We start from the raw sequence: 18266 nt of genomic DNA, 5'->3' as shown, positions 1-18266 counted from the left end.
ATCGCCGATGGTAGTGTGGGGTTTCCCCATGTGAGAGTAGGTCATCGTCAAGATTGAATTCCGAAACCCCTGTCTGCTGACGCAGACAGGGGTTTTGTCGTTTCAGGGCTAGCGAATTCAGACAGCTTTGCGTGCCTTGCTGCTTCTACGTGCCTGCCACTTGCGCCACCAGATATACACGCCCGTCCCGGACAACCCCGCGATCAGAACGCCCAACACCGCGATCATCACTTGCCCGGTGAAACCAATGATCCGTCCGCCATGTATCGGCAGCTGCAACCGATAAAACCGCTCCCCCAACGTGCCCTGTCCTGCGATCTCCTGTCCCAGTAATCGGCCATCCGTTCCATGGAAGAACAACCAGGATTTGCCATGTGCCTCGGTGTCATGCTGACCAAATCCCGCGCCGTAGAAGTTGTATTCAAAGCTGTAATACAGCTCCCCGATGGCGGCGGTCAGGCCAAGCTTTTTCCCCTCTTCCTCCGCGCGCTCATAGGCCTGTTGATAAGTAAGGCGGGTAACCCCCAGCGCCTCGGCAGGCAGGCGGCCGCGCGCTTCATAGACACTGGGCTCAATCGGTGAAAACAACGACACCACCGGTTTGAAGACCTGGCTCGGCAGGTTCATCGCCACACTGCTGAGCGCAATCGGCAGCAGCAACAACCACAGCCACAAACCTCCCGCCCGATGCAGGTCGAAGTTCAGTCGGTAGGCATGTCCGCCCTTGATCTTCCAGGCCGTCGACCACTTGCGCCAGAACGGTCCGCCACGCGGCAAGGTCAGCCACAAGGCGATGAAACAGTCGATGACCCAGGCTACCGCGACCAGTCCCATCAACCACAGACCCCAGTTGCCGGGCAATGTCAGGTTGTAGTGAAACTCGAGAATGAACGGAACGAAGTTCCCCCGTTGGAAGCAGCACTCGCCCCAATAACGCGCACCCGTTTGCTCACCACTCACCGGATCGAGATAGAACACCTGGTTACGCTCAGCGAATGGCTTGCCGGTGGCCGGATCAGTGCGTGGAACCGCCGCCAGCAGGGCGGTATGCCCTGCCTCGCTCGGATACTCCATGTACCAGACCTGCAACTGCGGATGCGCCGCTTGCACGGCGTCGACCAGCTTGCCAGGTGGCAGTCGATCACCGGTCGAAGTGGCTGCGTAAAACTGCGGATTGAGCCACTCATCCAGCTCATGGTTGAACGCCAGAATGCTCCCGGTGAGCCCGGCCAGCAGCAGAAATACTGCCGTCGCCAAACCTATGTAGCGATGCAACAACACGAAAAAGGCGCGCATGAAAATTTCCCTACGAAAACGACAAAGCCAGTCCCTGAATTTCAGGGACTGGCTTTTTTATGCCTCAGACATTGATTTAAAACTGATAACTGATCGTTGCCGCCACGTTGCGTTCTTCGCCCATGTAGCAGAAGTTCAGACTGGCGCAGGACGCTACGTAGGATTCGTTGGTCAGATTGTTCGCATTCAGGCGTACGTCGACGCCCTGCAAGCCAACCTTGCTCAGGTCATAACCGATCGATGCGTCGAACAGCGTGTAGGACGGCACCTTCAGGGTGTTTTCCGCGTCCGCCCAGCTGGAGCCGACATAACGCACACCACCGCCCAGGCGCAGGCCATCGAGCGTGGCACTGGCGAATTTATAGTCGGCCCACAGCGAAGCCATGTGGCGCGGTGCCTGAGTGGGTGAGTTGCCTTTGTTCTCGATCACATCGGTCGGCGTGCTCAGCGTGCTGACCATCGATTTCGAGTACTCGATGTCGGTGAAGGTGTAGCTGCCCAGAACTTTCAGGTTGTTGGTCAACTGCATGTGCGCTTCCAGCTCCAGGCCCTGAGAGCGCACAGCGCCTACCGCTCGATAGAAGTTTTCCTGCGGCAATTTGGTCGCGAGGTTCTCCTGGTCGATACGGAACAGGGAGGCGGTGAACAGGTTGTCGGTGCCCGGGGGCTGGTACTTCAGGCCGACTTCCCACTGCGTACCGTCGGTAGGCGCCAGCGGATTGCCGGCACTGTCGGCATAGGAGTTCGGATTGAATGACTCGGAGTAGCTGATATACGGTGCCAGGCCGTTTTCGAACAGGTACAGCGCGCCAGCGCGGCCGGTCAGCTTGGTGCGGCGGTCGTTGATCTCGGTGCCGACCGGGCGACCTGCTTCGGCGATGCGGTTTTCATCGGAGGTTTCCACCCAGTCCTGACGCAGGCCCAGGGAGAAGCGCCACTGGTCCATCTCGATCAGATCTTGCAGGTAGACCCCGGTCTGCTCGAGGCGCCGCAGGTAGCTGGTGTCACCGTATGGGGTAATCGTCGAATTGCCGTACACCGGGTTGAACGCATCGATCGGTGCCAGGCCGCCGCTGGTCCAGTCGACCACGGTTTTGCGGCGCTGATAATCGGCACCCATCAGCAGCGTGTGCTTGGTCGCGCCGGTGAAGAATTCCGCCTGGAGCATGTTGTCGACAATGAACGCATGCAGGCGCTCGTCGCCCCCGGTGTAGTAGCGGTTGAGCTGGTTACTGGTCGGCGACGTCCAGCCATAGGCGTAGACCTGATCCATGTTCACTTTGGAGTCGAGGTAACGGAAGTTCTGCCGCGCCGTGAAGACGTCGTTGAAGCGATGTTCGAACTGATAACCGAACGACTGCTGATCGCGGGAGTAGCCATCGATCCCCGGCTCGCCCTCGAAAAAGTGTGGCGAGAGGCGATTGCCGTTGCGCGGATGAATCGTGCCATCGGCCGGTACACCACCGTGGTAGCCGCCATCCGGATCATGCTGCAGGTACGCCTGCAGGGTCAGCGAGGTGTCTTCAGTGAAATCGATGCTGACGGTCGGCGCGAGGGCGAAGCGCTTTTCCTTGTTGTGGTCGAATTGCGTGTCGGACTGATCCGTCAAACCGATCAGACGATAGGCAATACGCTTGTCGTCATCGACCGGTCCGCTGAAGTCAAAACCGAGCCCGCGCTGCCCCTGGGTGCCGACCGTGGCTTGCACCTGATGATAGGCCTCGTACAACGGTTTCTTGCTGGTCAGGGCCACCAGGCCGCCGGGTGAACTGCGACCGTAGAGCACCGAGGACGGGCCCTTGAGAATGTCGACCCGCTCAAGGAAATACGGATCGACCTGCATGGTGCTGTAGGTGCCGCTGTCGCCCATCGACTTGAGGCCGTCGAGGTAGATGTTGTCCACTGAGCCGTCGTTGAAGCCGCGCATCGCCACGTAGTCATAGCGATGGGTGGCGCCATACGGGTTGGTCAGCACGCCGGGGGCATAGCGCATCGCCTGAGAGACGGTCTGCGAGCCTTGATCGTCCATTTGCTCGCGGGTCACCACCGATACGCTTTGCGAGGTTTCCAGCAACGCGGTGCTGGTCTTGGTGGCGATCTGACTGTGGGTGGCGTTGTAGCCGTCCATGCTGCCCAGGGCGTTGCCGAGGGCGAAGCCTTTGATGTCAGTGGTCGGCAGGGCGAGTGCTTCACTTGCGGCGGCGGGGCGCAGCACGTAGCTGCTGCCGTCCTGAGTGACGGCTTCCAGTTGTGAGCCGCCGAGCAGATGGCTCAGCGCCTGTTCGATGGAGTATTCGCCTTGTACGCCTGGCGATTGCCGGCCCTGGGTTTGTTGCGGCGTCATCGACAGGGTAATCCCGGCCTGACGCGCGAACTGGTTCAGCGCGTCGCCCAGGGGGCCGGCCGCGACGTCATAGCGCTGGCTGCTGGCCTCGACGGCGCCGGTGGCCATGCTCACCGTTGGCAGCAGGCCCGCGCCCAGCGCGGCGGACAGCAACGCTGCCCGTACGGCCTGGCGCAACAGGCCGGATTCAACAGTGAAATTCAGAGGGGTCTTACAGGTCACGCGCGCAGTCATTGTAGGTTTCCGTAGGAAGTCGCGAAGGCTGAGTTGAAGGGCTTATTGACTAAGCCGGACCTGCGGCGAAAACCCGCCAAAAAAATTTCAGCCAACGCGTTCCAGGGTCACCCACCAGCGAGTGCGATAGCGCACCTGCACCGGCAGGGTCTGCGCCACCACCGCCAGCAGCTTGTCGGTATCGTCGAGACGGAATACTCCGGACAGGCGCAGATCCGCCACTGTCGCGGCGCACGTCAGGAAGCCGTGGCGGTAGCGCCCGACCTCGCTGAGGAAATCGCCCAGGCGCATGTCGCGCGTGACGAGCAGCCCGTCAATCCAGGCGCCGGCATCCATGGCCAGCGGCGGTGCCGGGCGTAGCTGATGACGATCGACCAAGTAACTCTGTCCGGCCAGCACCTCGGTCGACGCGCCAGCAGCGCCGCGTGGTGGATGCACGGCGACGCGCCCGCTGGTGACGCTCAGGCGTGTGCAATCGCCTTCCTGGCGCAGGATGAAACGCGCTTTGAACGGCTGGTAGCTGGCGTGACGGTCTTCCACTCGTAGCGGTCGCTCGAACGCTGCGCCTTCGTCGGCACCGCCGCAGGTGACGATGATTTCGCCACGCTTGAGAGTGATCAGGCGTTGCTGCGCCGTGTAGTCGAGATCCACCGCGCTGGCGGTGTTGAGCTCCAGGCGGGTGCCGTCGGGCAACTGGAAGGCACGGCGTTCACCGGTCGCGGTAGCGTAGTCGGCGCTCCACTGCTGCCAACTGGCCGTATCCTTGGCCAGCCACGCGGCGGAGCCTGCCAGCAGCGCGCCGGACAACAGTTTCAAGGCCTGACGCCGGCCCAGCCCCTGGGCGCTGTTTTCCAGAGTCTGCAGCGCCACCTGCGCGCCGGGCACGGCTCGCAGGTTGTGGGTCAATTCCGCCTGCAGTGTCTGCACGCGTTGCCAGGCCAGTTCGTGCTCATGGTGCGCGGCGCGCCATTGTTCGCACTGGCGATGCAGGCGTGGATTGTCGTGGTGGTTACGCAGGCGCAGCAGCCAGTGAATCGCCTGTTTGACCACTTGCTGGCGGGGCTCGCTGCGGCGCCCGAGCGCGAGATTATCCACCGGCATCAGTCGGCGTACCGCAGCATGTAGCAGTGGTACAGCGCATCGGCGACATAACGTTCCACCGAGCGCAGGGACAGGCCCATTTGCGCGGCGATCTGTTTGTGCGTCAAACCTTCGCACTGCGCCAGCAGAAACGCCTGACGCACTTTCGGCTTCAGCCCTTCAAGCATGCGCGCGATGCCTTCCAACAGTTCGATTACCAGCGCGCGGGTTTCCGCGCCCGGAGTTTCGGCTTCGGGCAGATGGGCAATGGCTTGCAGATAGGCGCGTTCGATTTCTTCGCGCCGCCAATGGTCGATGACCAGGCCACGGGCGATGGTCCGCAGGAACGCGCGGGGCGCCTTGAGCTCGGGGCGTTCGCTGCGCTGCAACAGGCGCACGAAGGTGTCCTGGGCCAGATCCGCGGCATCGGCGGCATTGCCCAGGCGTGCGCGCAGCCAGGCGTTGAGCCAGCCGTGATGACTAAGGTAAAGCGCCTGTACAGCCAACTCAGGTGAGGACATCAACGCGTCAGCCCGAACGTCACAAATGATAATTAGTCGCATTGTCATCAAGGGTTACGTAATTTGCAACCGCCGCCGGCACAACCGTCACAAAAAACTCTGCGGCGACCGCTCTAGTACGCCGTTCGGCGGGAATCGGCGAGAAAAGCCATGCATTTGTGGTGCGGCGCTAAGATTTCCTGCCCGCGTGCCGACAGACTGGTGAGACATGCGTGCACCAAAGTAGAGCAGCCTGAAGAAACGCTGCCTGCGCTGTTACATGGAATGTTGCATCCGGAACGCATCCCCACTTTTGGCATAAGAAGTCCCATGAAATGAATCTCAAGTTCAGCCATAAAATCCTGTTGGCCGCCTCGGGCGTCGTGGTCCTGGCGTTCGCGCTGTTCACCTTGTACAACGACTATCTGCAGCGAAATACCATCGGCCAGAATCTCCAGTCCTCCGTCCAGCAGGCCGGTGATCTCACCGCCAGCAGCGTGCAGAACTGGATGAGCGGGCGCATCCTGGTCCTGGAAAACCTCGCGCAGAACGTCGCCCACCAAGGCAAAAATGCCGACCTGCCGGGGCTGGTCGATCAACCGGCGTTCACCTCCAATTTCCAGTTCACCTACGTCGGTCAGGCCAACGGCGTGTTCACCCAGCGCCCGGACGCGAAGATGCCGGACGGCTACGATCCGCGTCAGCGTCCCTGGTACAAGCAGGCGGTAGCCGCTGACAAGACCATGCTGACCCCGCCCTACATGGCGGCGGTGGGTGGTCTGGTGGTGACCATCGCCATGCCGGTGAAAAAGGACGGTGAGCTGCTCGGCGTGGTCGGCGGCGACCTGAGCCTGGAAACCCTGGTGAAGATCATCAACTCGGTGGACTTCGGTGGCCTCGGCCATGCATTCCTGGTCAGCGGCGACGGTCAGGTGATCGTCAGCCCGGACAAGGACCAGGTGATGAAAAACCTCAAGGACATCTACCCGAACGCCAGCGTGCGCATCGAGAAGGGCAACCAGAACGTGGTGCTCAACGGCCAGGAACGCATCCTGTCGTTCACCCCGGTCAGCGGCTTGCCGAATGCCGAGTGGTACATCGGTCTGTCGATCGATCGCGCCAAGGCCTACGCTGCCCTCAGCCAATTCCGCACTTCCGCGCTGATCGCCATGTTCGTTGCGGTAGCGGCGATTGCGGTGTTCCTCAGCCTGCTGATCACCGTACTGATGCGTCCGCTGATCACCATGGGCCGGGCAATGCAGGACATTGCCCAGGGCGAAGGTGACCTGACCCGGCGTCTGGTGGTGGAAAGCAAAGACGAATTCGGTGAGCTGGGCAGCTCGTTCAACCAGTTCGTCGAGCGCATTCACGCGTCGATCTGCGAAGTGTCCTCGGCGACGCGCCAGGTGCACGATCTGTCGCAACGGGTGATGGTGTCGTCCAACGCTTCGATCGTCGGCTCCGACGAGCAAAGCGCGCGCACCAACAGCGTCGCCGCCGCGATCAACCAGCTGGGTGCCGCGACCCAGGAGATCGCCCGCAACGCCGCCGATGCCTCGCAACACGCCAGCGGTGCCAGCGAGCAGGCCGATGACGGGCGCCAGGTGGTCGAGCAGACCATTCAGGCGATGACCGAGCTGTCGCAGAAGATCAGCCTGTCGTGCACGCAGATCGAAACCCTGAACGCCAGCACCGACAACATCGGGCACATTCTCGATGTGATCAAAGGCATCTCGCAGCAGACCAACCTGCTGGCGCTCAACGCGGCCATCGAAGCGGCGCGTGCCGGTGAGGCCGGGCGCGGTTTTGCCGTGGTCGCGGACGAAGTGCGCAACCTGGCCCATCGCACCCAGGAATCGGCGGAAGAGATCCACAAAATGATCACGTCGCTGCAGGTCGGTTCGCGCGAGGCGGTGAGCACCATGAACGCCAGTCAGGCGTCCAGTGAGCAGAGTGTGGAAGTGGCCAATCAGGCCGGCCTGCGGCTGGTCAGCGTGACCCAGCGCATTGGCGAAATCGATGGCATGAACCAGTCGGTGGCGGCAGCGACCGAAGAGCAGACCGCCGTGGTGGAAACCCTCAACGTCGACGTCAACCAGATCAACCTGCTGAACCAGCAGAGCGTGGCCAACCTCAACGAAACGTTGAAGGATTGCGATGCGTTGTCGCAGCAGGCCAACCGCTTGAAGCAACTGGTCGACAGCTTCAAGATCTGACGTCCAGCAGACCGCGTTATCGTTCATCGCGGGCAAGCCCGCTCCCACAGGATTTCTGGCGAACACAACATCTGTGACCGACCTGGAACCTGTGGGAGCTGGCTTGCCAGCGAACGCGGTGGTGCAATCACCACCTGAACGACGCGTTACACAAACAGCTTCAGCACATTGCCCATCGCATCATCGGCAAAGCCCTGCACGAAGTCCTTGAACCCCGGCAGGGCCTCTTCCCCACCTGAAGCCGGCTCGGCAATGATCGTCCAGGTCGCCCGCGCCTTCCCCGTCCCCAGCGATTGCACATGCATCGCCGCCCACAGATTGGCCACGCCCAGGGTGTTGTAGATCGTGGTCCAGGTCATGCTCAGTGCCTGGTCGTCGCGGGAGTTGAGTTGCTCGACCACCACGTTGCCGTCCTTGAAGAATTTCTTGCGCAGCGAAGACACGCCTTCGCCGGTCATTTCGATGTGCGACAGCGCCGGAATGAAGCGCTCGAAGCCGCCAAAGTTGCCGACCACCGCCCAGACCTGCGCGGCTGGCGCGGGCACTTCCACCGACGACACGACGTGGCAGCCTTGCGGGTTTTTGATCAGGGTGTCGGGTTGCAGATTGCTCATGGTGTTGCTCCTTGGTTGGGTTTGCCTGGTTCAGATGAAGTTGATTTCTTTCAGGTAGTCGCAGCCGCGACGCAGCAGCGCCGCGGATTTTTCCGGGTAATGCGCGCCCATTTGCCGGACGCCGGCCTGGGCATTGGCGTGACCGATCAGGGAGATGTCGCCGATGTCTTCCTCAAAGCCGTTGAGGTAGAACCCGAGCACGCCGAACAGCGCGTTGTCGGCATCGACCCGGCCCAGTTGCTGCTGCCAGTCGGCGACGCTGACCAGGGAGAACTCGCGGCCGGTTTCGCGGAACGAGGCGACGTAGGCGTCCCAGCTCAGGGGTTCGGGGTTGTGCAGGTTGAACACCGCTTGTTCCGGCGCGTAACGGCTGGCGTGGAAAGCGATGAAGCGGGCGAGGAAGTCCACCGGCATCAGGTCGAAATTCAGCGCGAAGGCCGGCACCTGTCCGAGCTGGATCGAGCCCTTGAGCATCAGCATCAAGCGGTTCTTGTGTGGCTGGCAGACCCCGCTGAGGCTGTTGAAGCTGATGTTGCCGGGCCGATACAGATTGACCCGCACGCCGTGTGCCCGCGCCCGTTCGAGGATGCGTTCGCCGACCCATTTCGACAGGTTGTAGCCATTGCGGATGTAGATCGGCGGGGTCGGCGCGGCGGGCAATTCCAGCACGCGGCCCTGATCGTCCACGGTGCTGGAAGCCGACAGCGTCGAGACGAAGTTGAAGATCTTCTTGCTGCGCCCTTCGCACAGGCGCAGCAGCTCGAAAATCGGCTCGACGTTGTCCGCCGCCAGCGACTCGTAATCGAGCACGTGATTGACGTTGGCGGCGTTGTGCACCAGCGCCCCGAACTGTTGATCGAGGCGCTGGTAATCGGCGTCGGCGAGCCCCAGTTGCGGGCGGCTGATGTCGGCGGCGTAGACCCGCACCCGGCTCAGGTCCAGGTGCTCGAGGCGGTTGTCGCGCAACGCCTGGGCGAAGCGTTGTGCGGCTGTCTGCGTGCCGCCGTCGCGCACCAGACACGCCACTTCGCTGGCGCCCCAACCGAGCAGCGCCTCGACGATGTGCACGCCGACGAAGCTGTTGGCGCCGGTGACGATGACCTTGTGCACATCGCCCATGCGGCTGATCGGCAACGCCTCGATGGTCAGTGGCCGCTCGGCGTCGGCCAGGGCCTGGGCGCTGAGCACGGCGCTGTCGTCGGTGCCGCGCACCAGGGTGGCGAGTTTGCTGATGGTCGGCAGTTCGATGAAGCGATTGATCGAAATGCTGCGGCCGAATTCTTCGCGCAGGCGCAGCAGCATCCGCGACAGCAGGATCGAATGCCCACCGAGGTTGAAGAAGCTTTCGTCGGTGGAAATGTCACTGCCCGGCAGCTCCAGCAGTTCCGCCCAGATCTCCAGCAGCAGCGCTTCGTCGGCATTCGCCGGCAGGCATTTGGGGCCGCTGTCCTGCACGCTGACCGGCAGTTCGAGCAAGGCCTTGCGGTCGACCTTGCCGTTGCTGGCGAAGGGCATGCTGGGCAATTCGGTCCAGGCCACCGGCTGCATGTAGTCCGGCAGGAACTGCCGGGCGTGGGCCTTGAGCCCATCGCGCGCGGTATCTGCTTGCGGCTGGGCGAGAAACGCCAGGATCCGCCGCTGGCTGTCGATCACCACCGCCACCTGACGGTACAACTGGCTCTCGCGCAGGCAACGCTCGATCTCTTCCGGCTCGACGCGGAAACCCCGGATCTTGACCTGATTGTCGCGCCGCCCGCACAGCTCGATACCGTGCTCGCCCCACTTGGCCATGTCGCCGCTGCGGTAGGCGCGCAGCGACTGGCCGTGCGGCAGTTGCAGGGTCAGGTAGCGTTCGGCGGTCTGCTGCGGATTGTTCAGATAGCCCAGGCACACGCCGGGGCCGACGATGAACAGTTCGCCGACGGTGTGCTGCGGCACCGGTTGCAGATCGTCGTCGAGAATCAGCACCTGACTGTTGGCAATCGGCGCGCCAAGGGTGCGGTTGCTGTCGCCGGGCTTGAGTTGCCGGGCGGTGATCAGCACGGTGGCCTCGGTCGGGCCGTAGAGGTTGTGCAGCTTGCCCTGGCGGGTCAGTTGTTCGATGACGTAGGGCTCGCAGACATCACCGCCGGTCATCACCTCGACGCCGTGCAGTTGCTCCAGGGGCAGGATGCTCAGCAGTGCCGGCGGCAGGAACGCGTGGCTCAGTTGCCGGCGGCGGATCAACGCCACCAGTTGCAGCGGGTCACGGCGCTGAGTGTCGTCGGGCACGACCAGCTCGGCGCCTTCGAGCAGGGTTGGGAAGATATCGATCAGCGAGGAATCGAAGCTCAACGAAGAGAACTGCAAGACCCGACTTGCAGCGCGCAACTGCACGTAATCGGCGTACCACGCGGTGAAGTGCGCGAGGTTCGCCTGACTCAGCAGGACACCCTTCGGATGACCCGTGGTGCCCGAGGTGTAGAGCGCCATGCACGGTGCGTCGAGCCGTGGGCGCCGTTGCATCAGCGGTTGGCCGAGATCGACGTCGGCACTGTCGATGCGACTGACATCCAGCCCGGCCATCGATTCGCCGAGCGGGTGCTCGCCGTCGTGCAGCAACAACACCGCGCCGGCGTTGTGCAGGATGTATTGCTGGCGCTGCAGCGGATGGCTCGGTTCCAGCGGCAGATACACCGCGCCACTACCGAGCACCGCCAGAATCGAGGCGAACAGCGCCGGGCTTTTCCCTTGGCAAATGCCGACCACCCACGGCTGCGGATGCTGCTCGAGCAGTGGCTGCAGACGTTGCTGGATCGCCCGGCTGTGCGCGTGCAACTGGCGATAGCTGATCGATTGCTCGGCCAGGTGCAGCGCCGGTCGCTCGGCGTGCTCGATCAGGCTGCGTTGCAGGCGTTCGATCAGCGGGGTCTGCGCCTGTTGCAACAACACCGGATGCGCCGTGGCGTTGAGACGATGGACGTAGGCCAGGCTGTCGAGAAAGCCCAGGTCTTCCACCTGTTCGAAGTCCGGTGCGGTGACCGGCGTTGCCTGCTGGAAATACTCGCCATCGCGGGAGAAGCGGCTGACCAGCAACGCGACTTCGTCAACCACGTGCGTCAGCACCCGCTGACGCAGCGCCTGGCCGTTGCCGGACGGCTCATCGCCAATCGGCACGCGGCTGATCAGTGACGAGCCGAGAAAACACAGCAGGTCGAGGGTCGGCAGACCGGCACTGCTCGGTGCACCGATACCCAGGCGCAGATGCAGGTGGGGGATGGCGCAGAAATCGCCGGCGCCGATGAAGCCATCGTCGATGATCAGATCCACGCTCGATTGCGCGGCGCCGCTGCGCATCAAGGCGTGACCGTGTTGTTCGAGTTCCTGCGCCAGGTCGGTCAGGGCCTGGCTGGCGCCGATCAGCAAAATGTCGAGCCGTCTCATGTCAGCCTCCTCATCAAACCAGGTAGTCGCGCAGCGCGTGCTGCACGCAGGGCGTGTCGAGCAGCGAACTGTTGTGGAAAAAACGCACGATGTTGGCCACCAGCGGGTGGTGGCGATTGATCGGGAAGGCCAGCCCGGCCATCTCGTCCTTGAGCGCACGGCGCGTGGCGTCGTTGACCGGCAGGGCGTCGATCAGGCGCAGGTCGAAAGCTTTCTGGATGTCATTGGTCAGGTAATGGCCGATGAACACCGGGAGGATGTCGGCGATGCACTGGCGATCGGCATCGCTCGCGGTGTGCCAGTAGATGCGCACCATCCGCGCCCAGAAGCTCGAATGCCGGCCCTCGTCGAGCAAGTGATCGGCCATCAGGCCCTTGATCGATGGCTTGACCGTGTCGTCCCGGGCGAACGCCGCGACATCGCCGGTCACAGTGTTCTCGGCGATGGCCACGCAGATCAGTTCGACGGCGCTGCGCAGGTGCTCCGGTGCCAGGCCGACAGCGGCCGGAATCGCCCGGCTCAGCTCGATTTCAGCGGGCAGTTCGATCGGCGCGATACCGGTCATGGCCACGGTCTGCTGCATGAAATCCATCGCCACCAGCGCGTGGTAATCCTCGTCTACCACCACGGTCATGGCGTCGTAGCGGCAGGCGAACGGGAAGCTCACCGCGAAGCGGTTCTTGGCGATGCTGCGGGCGGTCTTGTCGACGATTTCGGTCTCGAAAATCACCACGTCGTTGATGAACTTGTACAGCGTCTGCACCAGGGCGAAGTCGCGTTGTTGCGGGCATTCGCGCAGGAAAGTTTCGCTGAGCACCAGCGGTTGCCGGCTCAGCGGATAGATCAGCCGGGCGTCGTCCTCCAGCACCCGGCGCGGGCGAGTGCGGATGGTTGCGCGGCTTTCCCAGGCGTCAGCGAAGGACTGGTAATCGGCGGCGTTCATTCGGCCACCTCCACCAGTGCTTCACGCATGCTCAGGCGCAGGCCGTCCCACAGGGCGATGCGGCTTTCCACGGCGGCGACGGCACTGGCGTAGACTTCGGCCTCGCGTTGCGGGTCGCCACCGACCAGGCGCTCAAGGAGATTTTCCGCGGCCGGGCCATGGTCTTCGGAGTCGACTTCGATGTGGCGCTGCAGGTAGTAACGGAAGGTGGGCGCCTGTTCGACGCCGATACCCCAGGCATCGAGCATGCGCTGGAACATGTCCGGAATGACGCTCTCGCGGCCATGCAGGAATGCCGCCGCTACGCAGTGGCCCGGCGCATTCAGCGCCGTGTGCAATGTGTCGCGGACGAAGCGCGCGGCGGCCGGGTCAACGTCGACGCTCTGCAGGGCCACGTCGTAACTCACGCCTTCCTGTTGCAGCGCGACGAAGCGTTCCACCGCCGCTGTGCTCGCACCGATTTCACGCATCGCATCCAGGTACAGCTCGAAGTGGCTGTAATGCCCATGAGACAGTCGATCATCCGACTCCTCGCCGAGGACGATTTCATTGATCAGGCGCGCGGCGTGCGGATCTCGCGGCGGCAACCACGGCAGCCGGGTGCAGGTCAGTTCCTGTTGCAGACGTTTGGTCAGCGACATGAAGTCCCACACGGCGAAGACATGCGACTCCATGAACCGGCGCAGTACCGACAGCGAGTCGATTTCGGCAAAGATCGGATGAACGCTGAGTTCGGCTTTCTTCAAGGCAAGTTGTTGTTTGGTTGGCATATTGGCGAGCCTCTGGCTTATAGGGATATCGGGATTCGTTAACATCGGCTAACAACGCTGGATAACTTTCTTCAGGCGAGCGATAGCCTCATTCGATTGCGATGAAAGTTGGCAATGGATTGAATGGCCCGGACGGCAGCGCACAGCTGAAACATCGCGCTCGGGGCCAGTCTGTCTGGTTGCGCCGGCCTGGCAGTGCGGATCCAAACTCGGCGAAGAAAAACTAATACATCGCAAAACAACTTAACAAGTGTAATTTTTAATTATTTTAAGTTGTTTGTTTTTCGCGGATGAGTTGGGCTGATAAAACTTGTCGAGCAAGTTTTATTTGGGCGTAGTTGCTCCTTTCGGTAATTAATCACCAAAATTGGATAATAAGAGTGAATGCCTCACTCGAAGCAACTTTCTAATTAAGTAATTGAAATGATTTGCGGGGATGAAGTTGGCCTGGAACGGCGGCGTTCCTTCCTTTTCCCGTGACAAGACTCCTTCCGTAGGTTCCTGGTGCGGGGACTGCTCCGCCGGAGCGGTGCGTCACCCGTTCTTAATGGGGTTGGCCGTCCAAGGGTGCGCGTAAATCGGCGCCGCGGCTATGGTCGAAACGCCTGCGCGGGCTGCCAATGGCCGGCTGTTCGGGGCACAGGGAGGTTAGAGCGCTGGTGTGGATGTGCCACGGCAAATCGCCGGGGCCGGGGGGAGGATTTGTAAGAGGGTTATTCGCCGGGCACGGCAGGAGCGTTGCCCGGCAGGCGACTCAATGCGCGTTTTTGCGACTTTGCCCGCTGGCACTGGCGAGGTACCGGGTGATGACTTCGACGCCGCGGTTGAGGTGATTTTCGAGCAGTTGTACCGCGTGGGCGACATCACGCTCGCGGACAGCCTGCAACAGCGCCCGGTGATCGTCCTGGGACAGTTTGCCCAGGCCCATGGCTTCCAGGTTGAAACGCAGGAAACGTTCTTCCTCGTTCAGGCCGTCTTCCACCAGCCGCAGCAGGCGGCCGTTGCTGGCCTTGGCATAGAGAGCCATGTGGAACAGCCGGTTGAGCCGGCCGATCTCGGTGTAGTTGTGCTCGGCTTCGAGCTCCTCGATGTAGCCGGCCGCGCGTTCGTGATCGGCACTGGTGAGCAACGGGATCGACTGGCGCAGCGCCTCGGATTCGAGCAGGATGCGCAGCTCGTAGGTTTCCGCAGCATCGCCCTGGATCAGTGGCGCGACCACCGCGCCCTTGTGCGCCACCACGTTCAGCAGGCCCTGTGCCTCCAGTTGGCGCAAGGCTTCGCGGACCGGCATGCGGCTGACACCGAACAGGTCCGCGAGGTCTTGCTGACGCACGGCGGTGCCGCAGGGCAGGCGCCCGTCGAGGATCGCCGAGCGCAGGGTTTCTTCGATGACCGAGCGCGCCAGGTGCGCGGGGATCGGGCCGTCGACTTTGATGCTGTGGAGTGGCTTGGGCTTCTGGGTCACAACTGCACACCCTGTTGACTACGGAATTTGGATCCAAAGGACACTAGTGATTGCTCTACAGGTTGTCAAACCGTGTAGAGGAACCCGTCACCTCGCAGTTTAGCGCGCGGCCGATGATCTCATGGTGCCATTGTTTTTTGCTGGGCTAACCTTCACCATCAAACGCTTTCCTTCCCTGCCCCTGGATGCCTTGCATTGGCGGTACGATTCGCGATCCCACGGACTGTGCGCTGGCTCGGCTGCGCACTGCTGCTGGCCGGCGTCATGCTGGGCGGCCTGCATGCCGATTGGGATTTTTCCGCGATCAGCCGCAAGGCCACGGCGCTGTACGGGCCGCTGGGCGCCGGGCAGCAGCGCATCGATGCCTGGCAGAATCTGCTGGCCACGCAGAAGCAGGTCAGCGAGATGGACAAGCTCAAGGTGGTGAACCTGTTCTTCAATAAACAGATGCGCTACGTCGAAGACATCGACCTGTGGCACGAAGTCGATTACTGGGAAACCCCGATCGAGGCGCTGTGGAAGGGCGCCGGCGACTGCGAAGACTACGCCATCGCCAAGTATTTCAGCCTGCGCCACCTCGGCGTGGCCAGTGACAAGTTACGCATCACCTACGTCAAGGCCCTGCGCCAGAACCGCGCGCACATGGTCCTGACTTACTATTCCAGTCCCGATGCCATGCCGCTGGTGCTCGACAGTCTGATCGATCCGATTCAGCCTGCGTCCCAGCGAACCGATTTGCTGCCGGTCTACTCTTTCAATGCCGAAGGTCTGTACCTGCCGGGGGCCAAGGGCAACAAGAAGGTCGGTGACACCAAACGCCTGTCACGCTGGCAGGATGTGCTGAAGAAAATGCAGGCCGAAGGTTTCCCGGTCGAGACGACTAACTAGGAGCACGCGCTCAGATGTCTTTGTTCAAACAGCTGTTGATCGCAATCTGTCTGTTCCTGGTGGTCGCCTTCACCGGCAGCTTCATGGTCAGTCTGGAGAGTTCGCGCACCCAGTACGTCAACCAGTTGCGCTCCCACGCCCAGGACGCCGCCACGGCGCTGGCGCTGTCGCTGACCCCGAACATCGACGACCCGGCGATGGTCGAGCTGCTGGTCAGCTCGATTTTCGACAGCGGCTACTACGCGAGCATCCGTGTGGTGGACCTCAAGACCGACCAGACCATCGTCGAGCGCAACGGCATTCCGGCAGTCAGCAACGTGCCGGAGTGGTTCGTCAAACTGATCGGCCTGGAACCGGCCGGTGGCGACGCACTGGTCAGTCGTGGCTGGGAGCAGGCGGCGCGGGTCGAGGTGGTCAGCCACCCGATGTTCGCCCTCGCCAAGCTCTGGCAGAGCGCGCTGGGCAGCCTCGGCTGGCTGCTGCTCTGCGGCGCGGTGAGTGCGGTGCTCGGTGCGCTGTTGCTGCGCCGGCAGTTGAAGCCGCTGGACTACATGGTCAAGCAATCCCATGCGATCGCCCGCCGCGAATTCCTCAGCCTGCCGGAGCTGCCGCGCACCCCGGAATTGCGCCGTGTGGTGCTGGCCATGAACCAGATGGTGGAGAAGCTCAAGGCGCTGTTCCAGGAGCAGGCCGAGCGCAGTGAAAAACTGCGCGCCGAGTCCTATCAGGACAACCTCACCGGGTTGGCCAACCGCCGCTATTTCGAGATGCAACTCAACGCCCGGGTGAGCAACCCGGAGCAGGCCAGCTCCGGTTACCTGCTGCTGTTGCGGGTCAAGGACCTGGCCGGTCTCAACCAGCGCCTGGGCGGCCAGCGCACCGATGAATTGCTCAAAGCCGTGGGCGAACAACTGTCCCGCGAGTGCGCCAAGTACCCGGAAACGCAAAATCTGGTGACGCGCATCCGCGGCGGCGAATTTGCCGTGCTGGCGCCGGGGCTGGTGCGCGAGGAAGCCCTGCAACTGGCGCAGAACCTCGACAGCGCCCTGAGCAGCCTGCACGCCACGGGCGCCACCGACGTGGCCGCCGTTGCCTCGATCGGCCTGGCGCCGTTCGCGCATGGCGATTCGCCGCAAGCCGTGCTCAGCCTCGGCGACCAGGCCCTGGCCCAGGCCGAAGGGCAGGGCGAGCAGAACTGGGCCTGCCTCGATCAGAGTCTGGTGGCGGAGGTCGGCGACGATCACCACGCCTGGCATCGCCTGCTCGATCAGGCGTTGACGCAGCAGCGCTTCGAGCTGTTCTTCCAGCCGGTGGTGGCCGCCCAGGACACGCAACTGGTGCTGCATTACAAAGTGCTGTCGCGCTTGCTCGACGAGCAGGGCCAGACCATTCCCGCCGGGCGCTTCCTGCCGTGGCTGGAGCGTTTTGGCTGGACCGCGCGCCTGGATCGGCTGATGCTCGAGCGGGTACTGGCGCAAATGGCCGGTCACGAAGAATCGCTGGCGCTGAACCTGTCCTCGGCGACCCTGGCCGATCCGCAGGCGCTGAACAAAGTCTTCGAGATTCTGCGGGCCCATTCCAACCTCGGTCCGCGCCTGACCCTGGAAATCGGTGAGGAGCAACTGCCGGAGCAAGCGGTGCTCGAGCAGTTGACCCGGCGCCTGCGCGAGCTGGGCTTCTCGCTGAGCCTGCAACGCTTCGGCGGGCGTTTCAGCATGATCGGCAATCTGGCGCGCCTGGGCCTGGCGTACCTGAAGATCGACGGCAGCTACATTCGCTCGATCGATCAGGAAAGCGACAAGCGCCTGTTCATCGAGGCGATCCAGCGGGCGGCGCACAGCATCGACCTGCCGTTGATTGCCGAGCGGGTCGAGACGCAAGGGGAGTTGTCGGTGATTCGCGAGATGGGCTTGTATGGGGTTCAGGGGCAGCTGTTTGGCGAGCCCAAGCCCTGGAAATAATGCAGTGCCAGATGATCGTTCCCACGTCGAGGCGTCGAACCGTCTGCGTGGGAAGGCATAAAGGGACGCTCTGCGTTTCAGTCACGCCATCGGAGTGTTATGACGCGCAGCGTCACCGGCGGCATTCCCACGCGGACGGTTCGACGTGGCAACGATCAAATCGATCGACTTACAGGCCGATCAGATCAACCCGCCTTCATCCTCGTCGATCAACTGGCTCAACCCGCCCAGCGCTTCCCGCGCCTGGGTCCGGTCCATCAGCTTGGCCTGGGCTGCCGGCGGCAGGTCGGTGACGCGGATCACGCCTTTCTGGGTCAGCACCTGAATCAGGTCGTCGAGTACCCGGATCATCTCGAAGTCGCTCTGCTTGAGCTGCTTGAGGCTGTTCTCCACGGCTTCGTTGGCGTACCAGGCCTGGATTTCATGGTGGTCGGCGGGCAGCGTTTCCGTGGCCTCGGCATAGGCCGCGGCTTCCACGCGAATCAACTGACCCTGCGCATCGCGTTGCACGTAAAACATTGAGCATCCCTCG

13 protein-coding genes and 1 pseudogene are annotated in these 18266 nt (G+C 62.5%); 4 read left to right on the top strand and 10 right to left on the bottom strand.

Going from position 1 to position 18266, the window contains the following annotated elements; translation table 11 throughout:
- Positions 1-117: 117 nt before the first annotated feature.
- The 4 genes from QRN70_RS27680 to QRN70_RS27665 all read right to left on the bottom strand — a co-directional run bounded on the left by QRN70_RS27680 (position 118) and on the right by QRN70_RS27665 (position 5475).
- Positions 118-1296: a PepSY-associated TM helix domain-containing protein gene (locus QRN70_RS27680; protein WP_285421018.1), complete on the bottom strand. Its 1179-nt coding sequence runs from the start codon at positions 1294-1296 to the stop codon at positions 118-120.
- A gap of 76 nt (positions 1297-1372) precedes the next feature.
- Positions 1373-3874, bottom strand: coding sequence for a TonB-dependent siderophore receptor (locus QRN70_RS27675; protein WP_285421017.1), 2502 nt, complete (start codon positions 3872-3874; stop codon positions 1373-1375).
- Between the two features lie 87 nt (positions 3875-3961).
- Positions 3962-4975, bottom strand: coding sequence for a FecR domain-containing protein (locus tag QRN70_RS27670; protein ID WP_285421016.1), 1014 nt, complete (start codon positions 4973-4975; stop codon positions 3962-3964).
- Positions 4975-5475 carry a sigma-70 family RNA polymerase sigma factor gene (locus QRN70_RS27665; RefSeq protein WP_285421015.1) on the bottom strand — a complete coding sequence of 167 codons (501 nt, stop codon included), beginning with the start codon at positions 5473-5475 and terminating at the stop codon, positions 4975-4977. Before QRN70_RS27665 ends, QRN70_RS27670 begins: the two co-directional genes overlap by 1 nt.
- Positions 5476-5789: 314 nt before the next feature.
- On the opposite strand from QRN70_RS27665, the pseudogene QRN70_RS27955 reads away from it, so the two are divergent.
- Positions 5790-6815: pseudogene (locus QRN70_RS27955) on the top strand (HAMP domain-containing protein); the annotation flags it as partial.
- A 69-nt stretch (positions 6816-6884) separates the two neighbouring features.
- Positions 6885-7670, top strand: coding sequence for a methyl-accepting chemotaxis protein (locus QRN70_RS27950; protein WP_502941686.1), 786 nt, complete (start codon positions 6885-6887; stop codon positions 7668-7670).
- Between the two features lie 146 nt (positions 7671-7816).
- Here the strand turns inward: QRN70_RS27950 and QRN70_RS27655 are convergent, their stop codons facing one another.
- From QRN70_RS27655 to QRN70_RS27635, 5 genes are all read right to left on the bottom strand, one after another.
- Entirely contained in the window at positions 7817-8284 is a 468-nt protein-coding gene (locus QRN70_RS27655) for an SRPBCC family protein (RefSeq protein ID WP_285421013.1), read from the bottom strand.
- Positions 8285-8314: 30 nt separating this feature from the next.
- A complete protein-coding gene (locus QRN70_RS27650) occupies positions 8315-11707 on the bottom strand; it encodes a non-ribosomal peptide synthetase (protein WP_285421012.1) in 3393 nt (1130 codons plus the stop codon).
- A 13-nt stretch (positions 11708-11720) separates the two neighbouring features.
- A complete protein-coding gene (locus QRN70_RS27645; protein WP_285421011.1) occupies positions 11721-12650 on the bottom strand; it encodes a diiron oxygenase in 930 nt (309 codons plus the stop codon).
- Positions 12647-13420: a DUF3050 domain-containing protein gene (locus QRN70_RS27640; RefSeq protein WP_285421010.1), complete on the bottom strand. Its 774-nt coding sequence runs from the start codon at positions 13418-13420 to the stop codon at positions 12647-12649. The genes QRN70_RS27645 and QRN70_RS27640 overlap by 4 nt, the downstream gene beginning before the upstream one ends.
- Positions 13421-14174: 754 nt before the next feature.
- The gene (locus tag QRN70_RS27635) at positions 14175-14885 is read right to left on the bottom strand and encodes a GntR family transcriptional regulator (protein ID WP_285421009.1); all 711 of its coding nucleotides are present in this window, start codon (positions 14883-14885) and stop codon (positions 14175-14177) included.
- 195 nt (positions 14886-15080) lie between these two features.
- Here QRN70_RS27635 and lapG point away from each other — a divergent pair, with 195 nt between their 5' ends.
- Complete coding sequence (lapG, locus tag QRN70_RS27630) at positions 15081-15773, top strand: cysteine protease LapG (RefSeq protein WP_285421008.1); 693 nt, start codon at positions 15081-15083, stop codon at positions 15771-15773.
- Between the two features lie 14 nt (positions 15774-15787).
- Positions 15788-17734 carry a cyclic di-GMP receptor LapD gene (lapD, locus tag QRN70_RS27625; RefSeq protein ID WP_285421007.1) on the top strand — a complete coding sequence of 649 codons (1947 nt, stop codon included), beginning with the start codon at positions 15788-15790 and terminating at the stop codon, positions 17732-17734.
- A gap of 180 nt (positions 17735-17914) precedes the next feature.
- Here lapD and QRN70_RS27620 read toward each other — a convergent pair whose 3' ends face one another.
- Complete coding sequence (locus tag QRN70_RS27620) at positions 17915-18253, bottom strand: hypothetical protein (protein ID WP_038369138.1); 339 nt, start codon at positions 18251-18253, stop codon at positions 17915-17917.
- Positions 18254-18266: the final 13 nt, after the last annotated feature.

The sequence above is a fragment of the Pseudomonas sp. efr-133-TYG-5 genome (genome assembly GCF_030209175.1).
In the GTDB taxonomy this organism is placed as follows: Bacteria; Pseudomonadota; Gammaproteobacteria; order Pseudomonadales; family Pseudomonadaceae; genus Aquipseudomonas.
The sequence above is the reverse complement of the archived record's forward strand: the minus strand, read 5'-3'. Positions and strand labels throughout refer to the sequence as shown.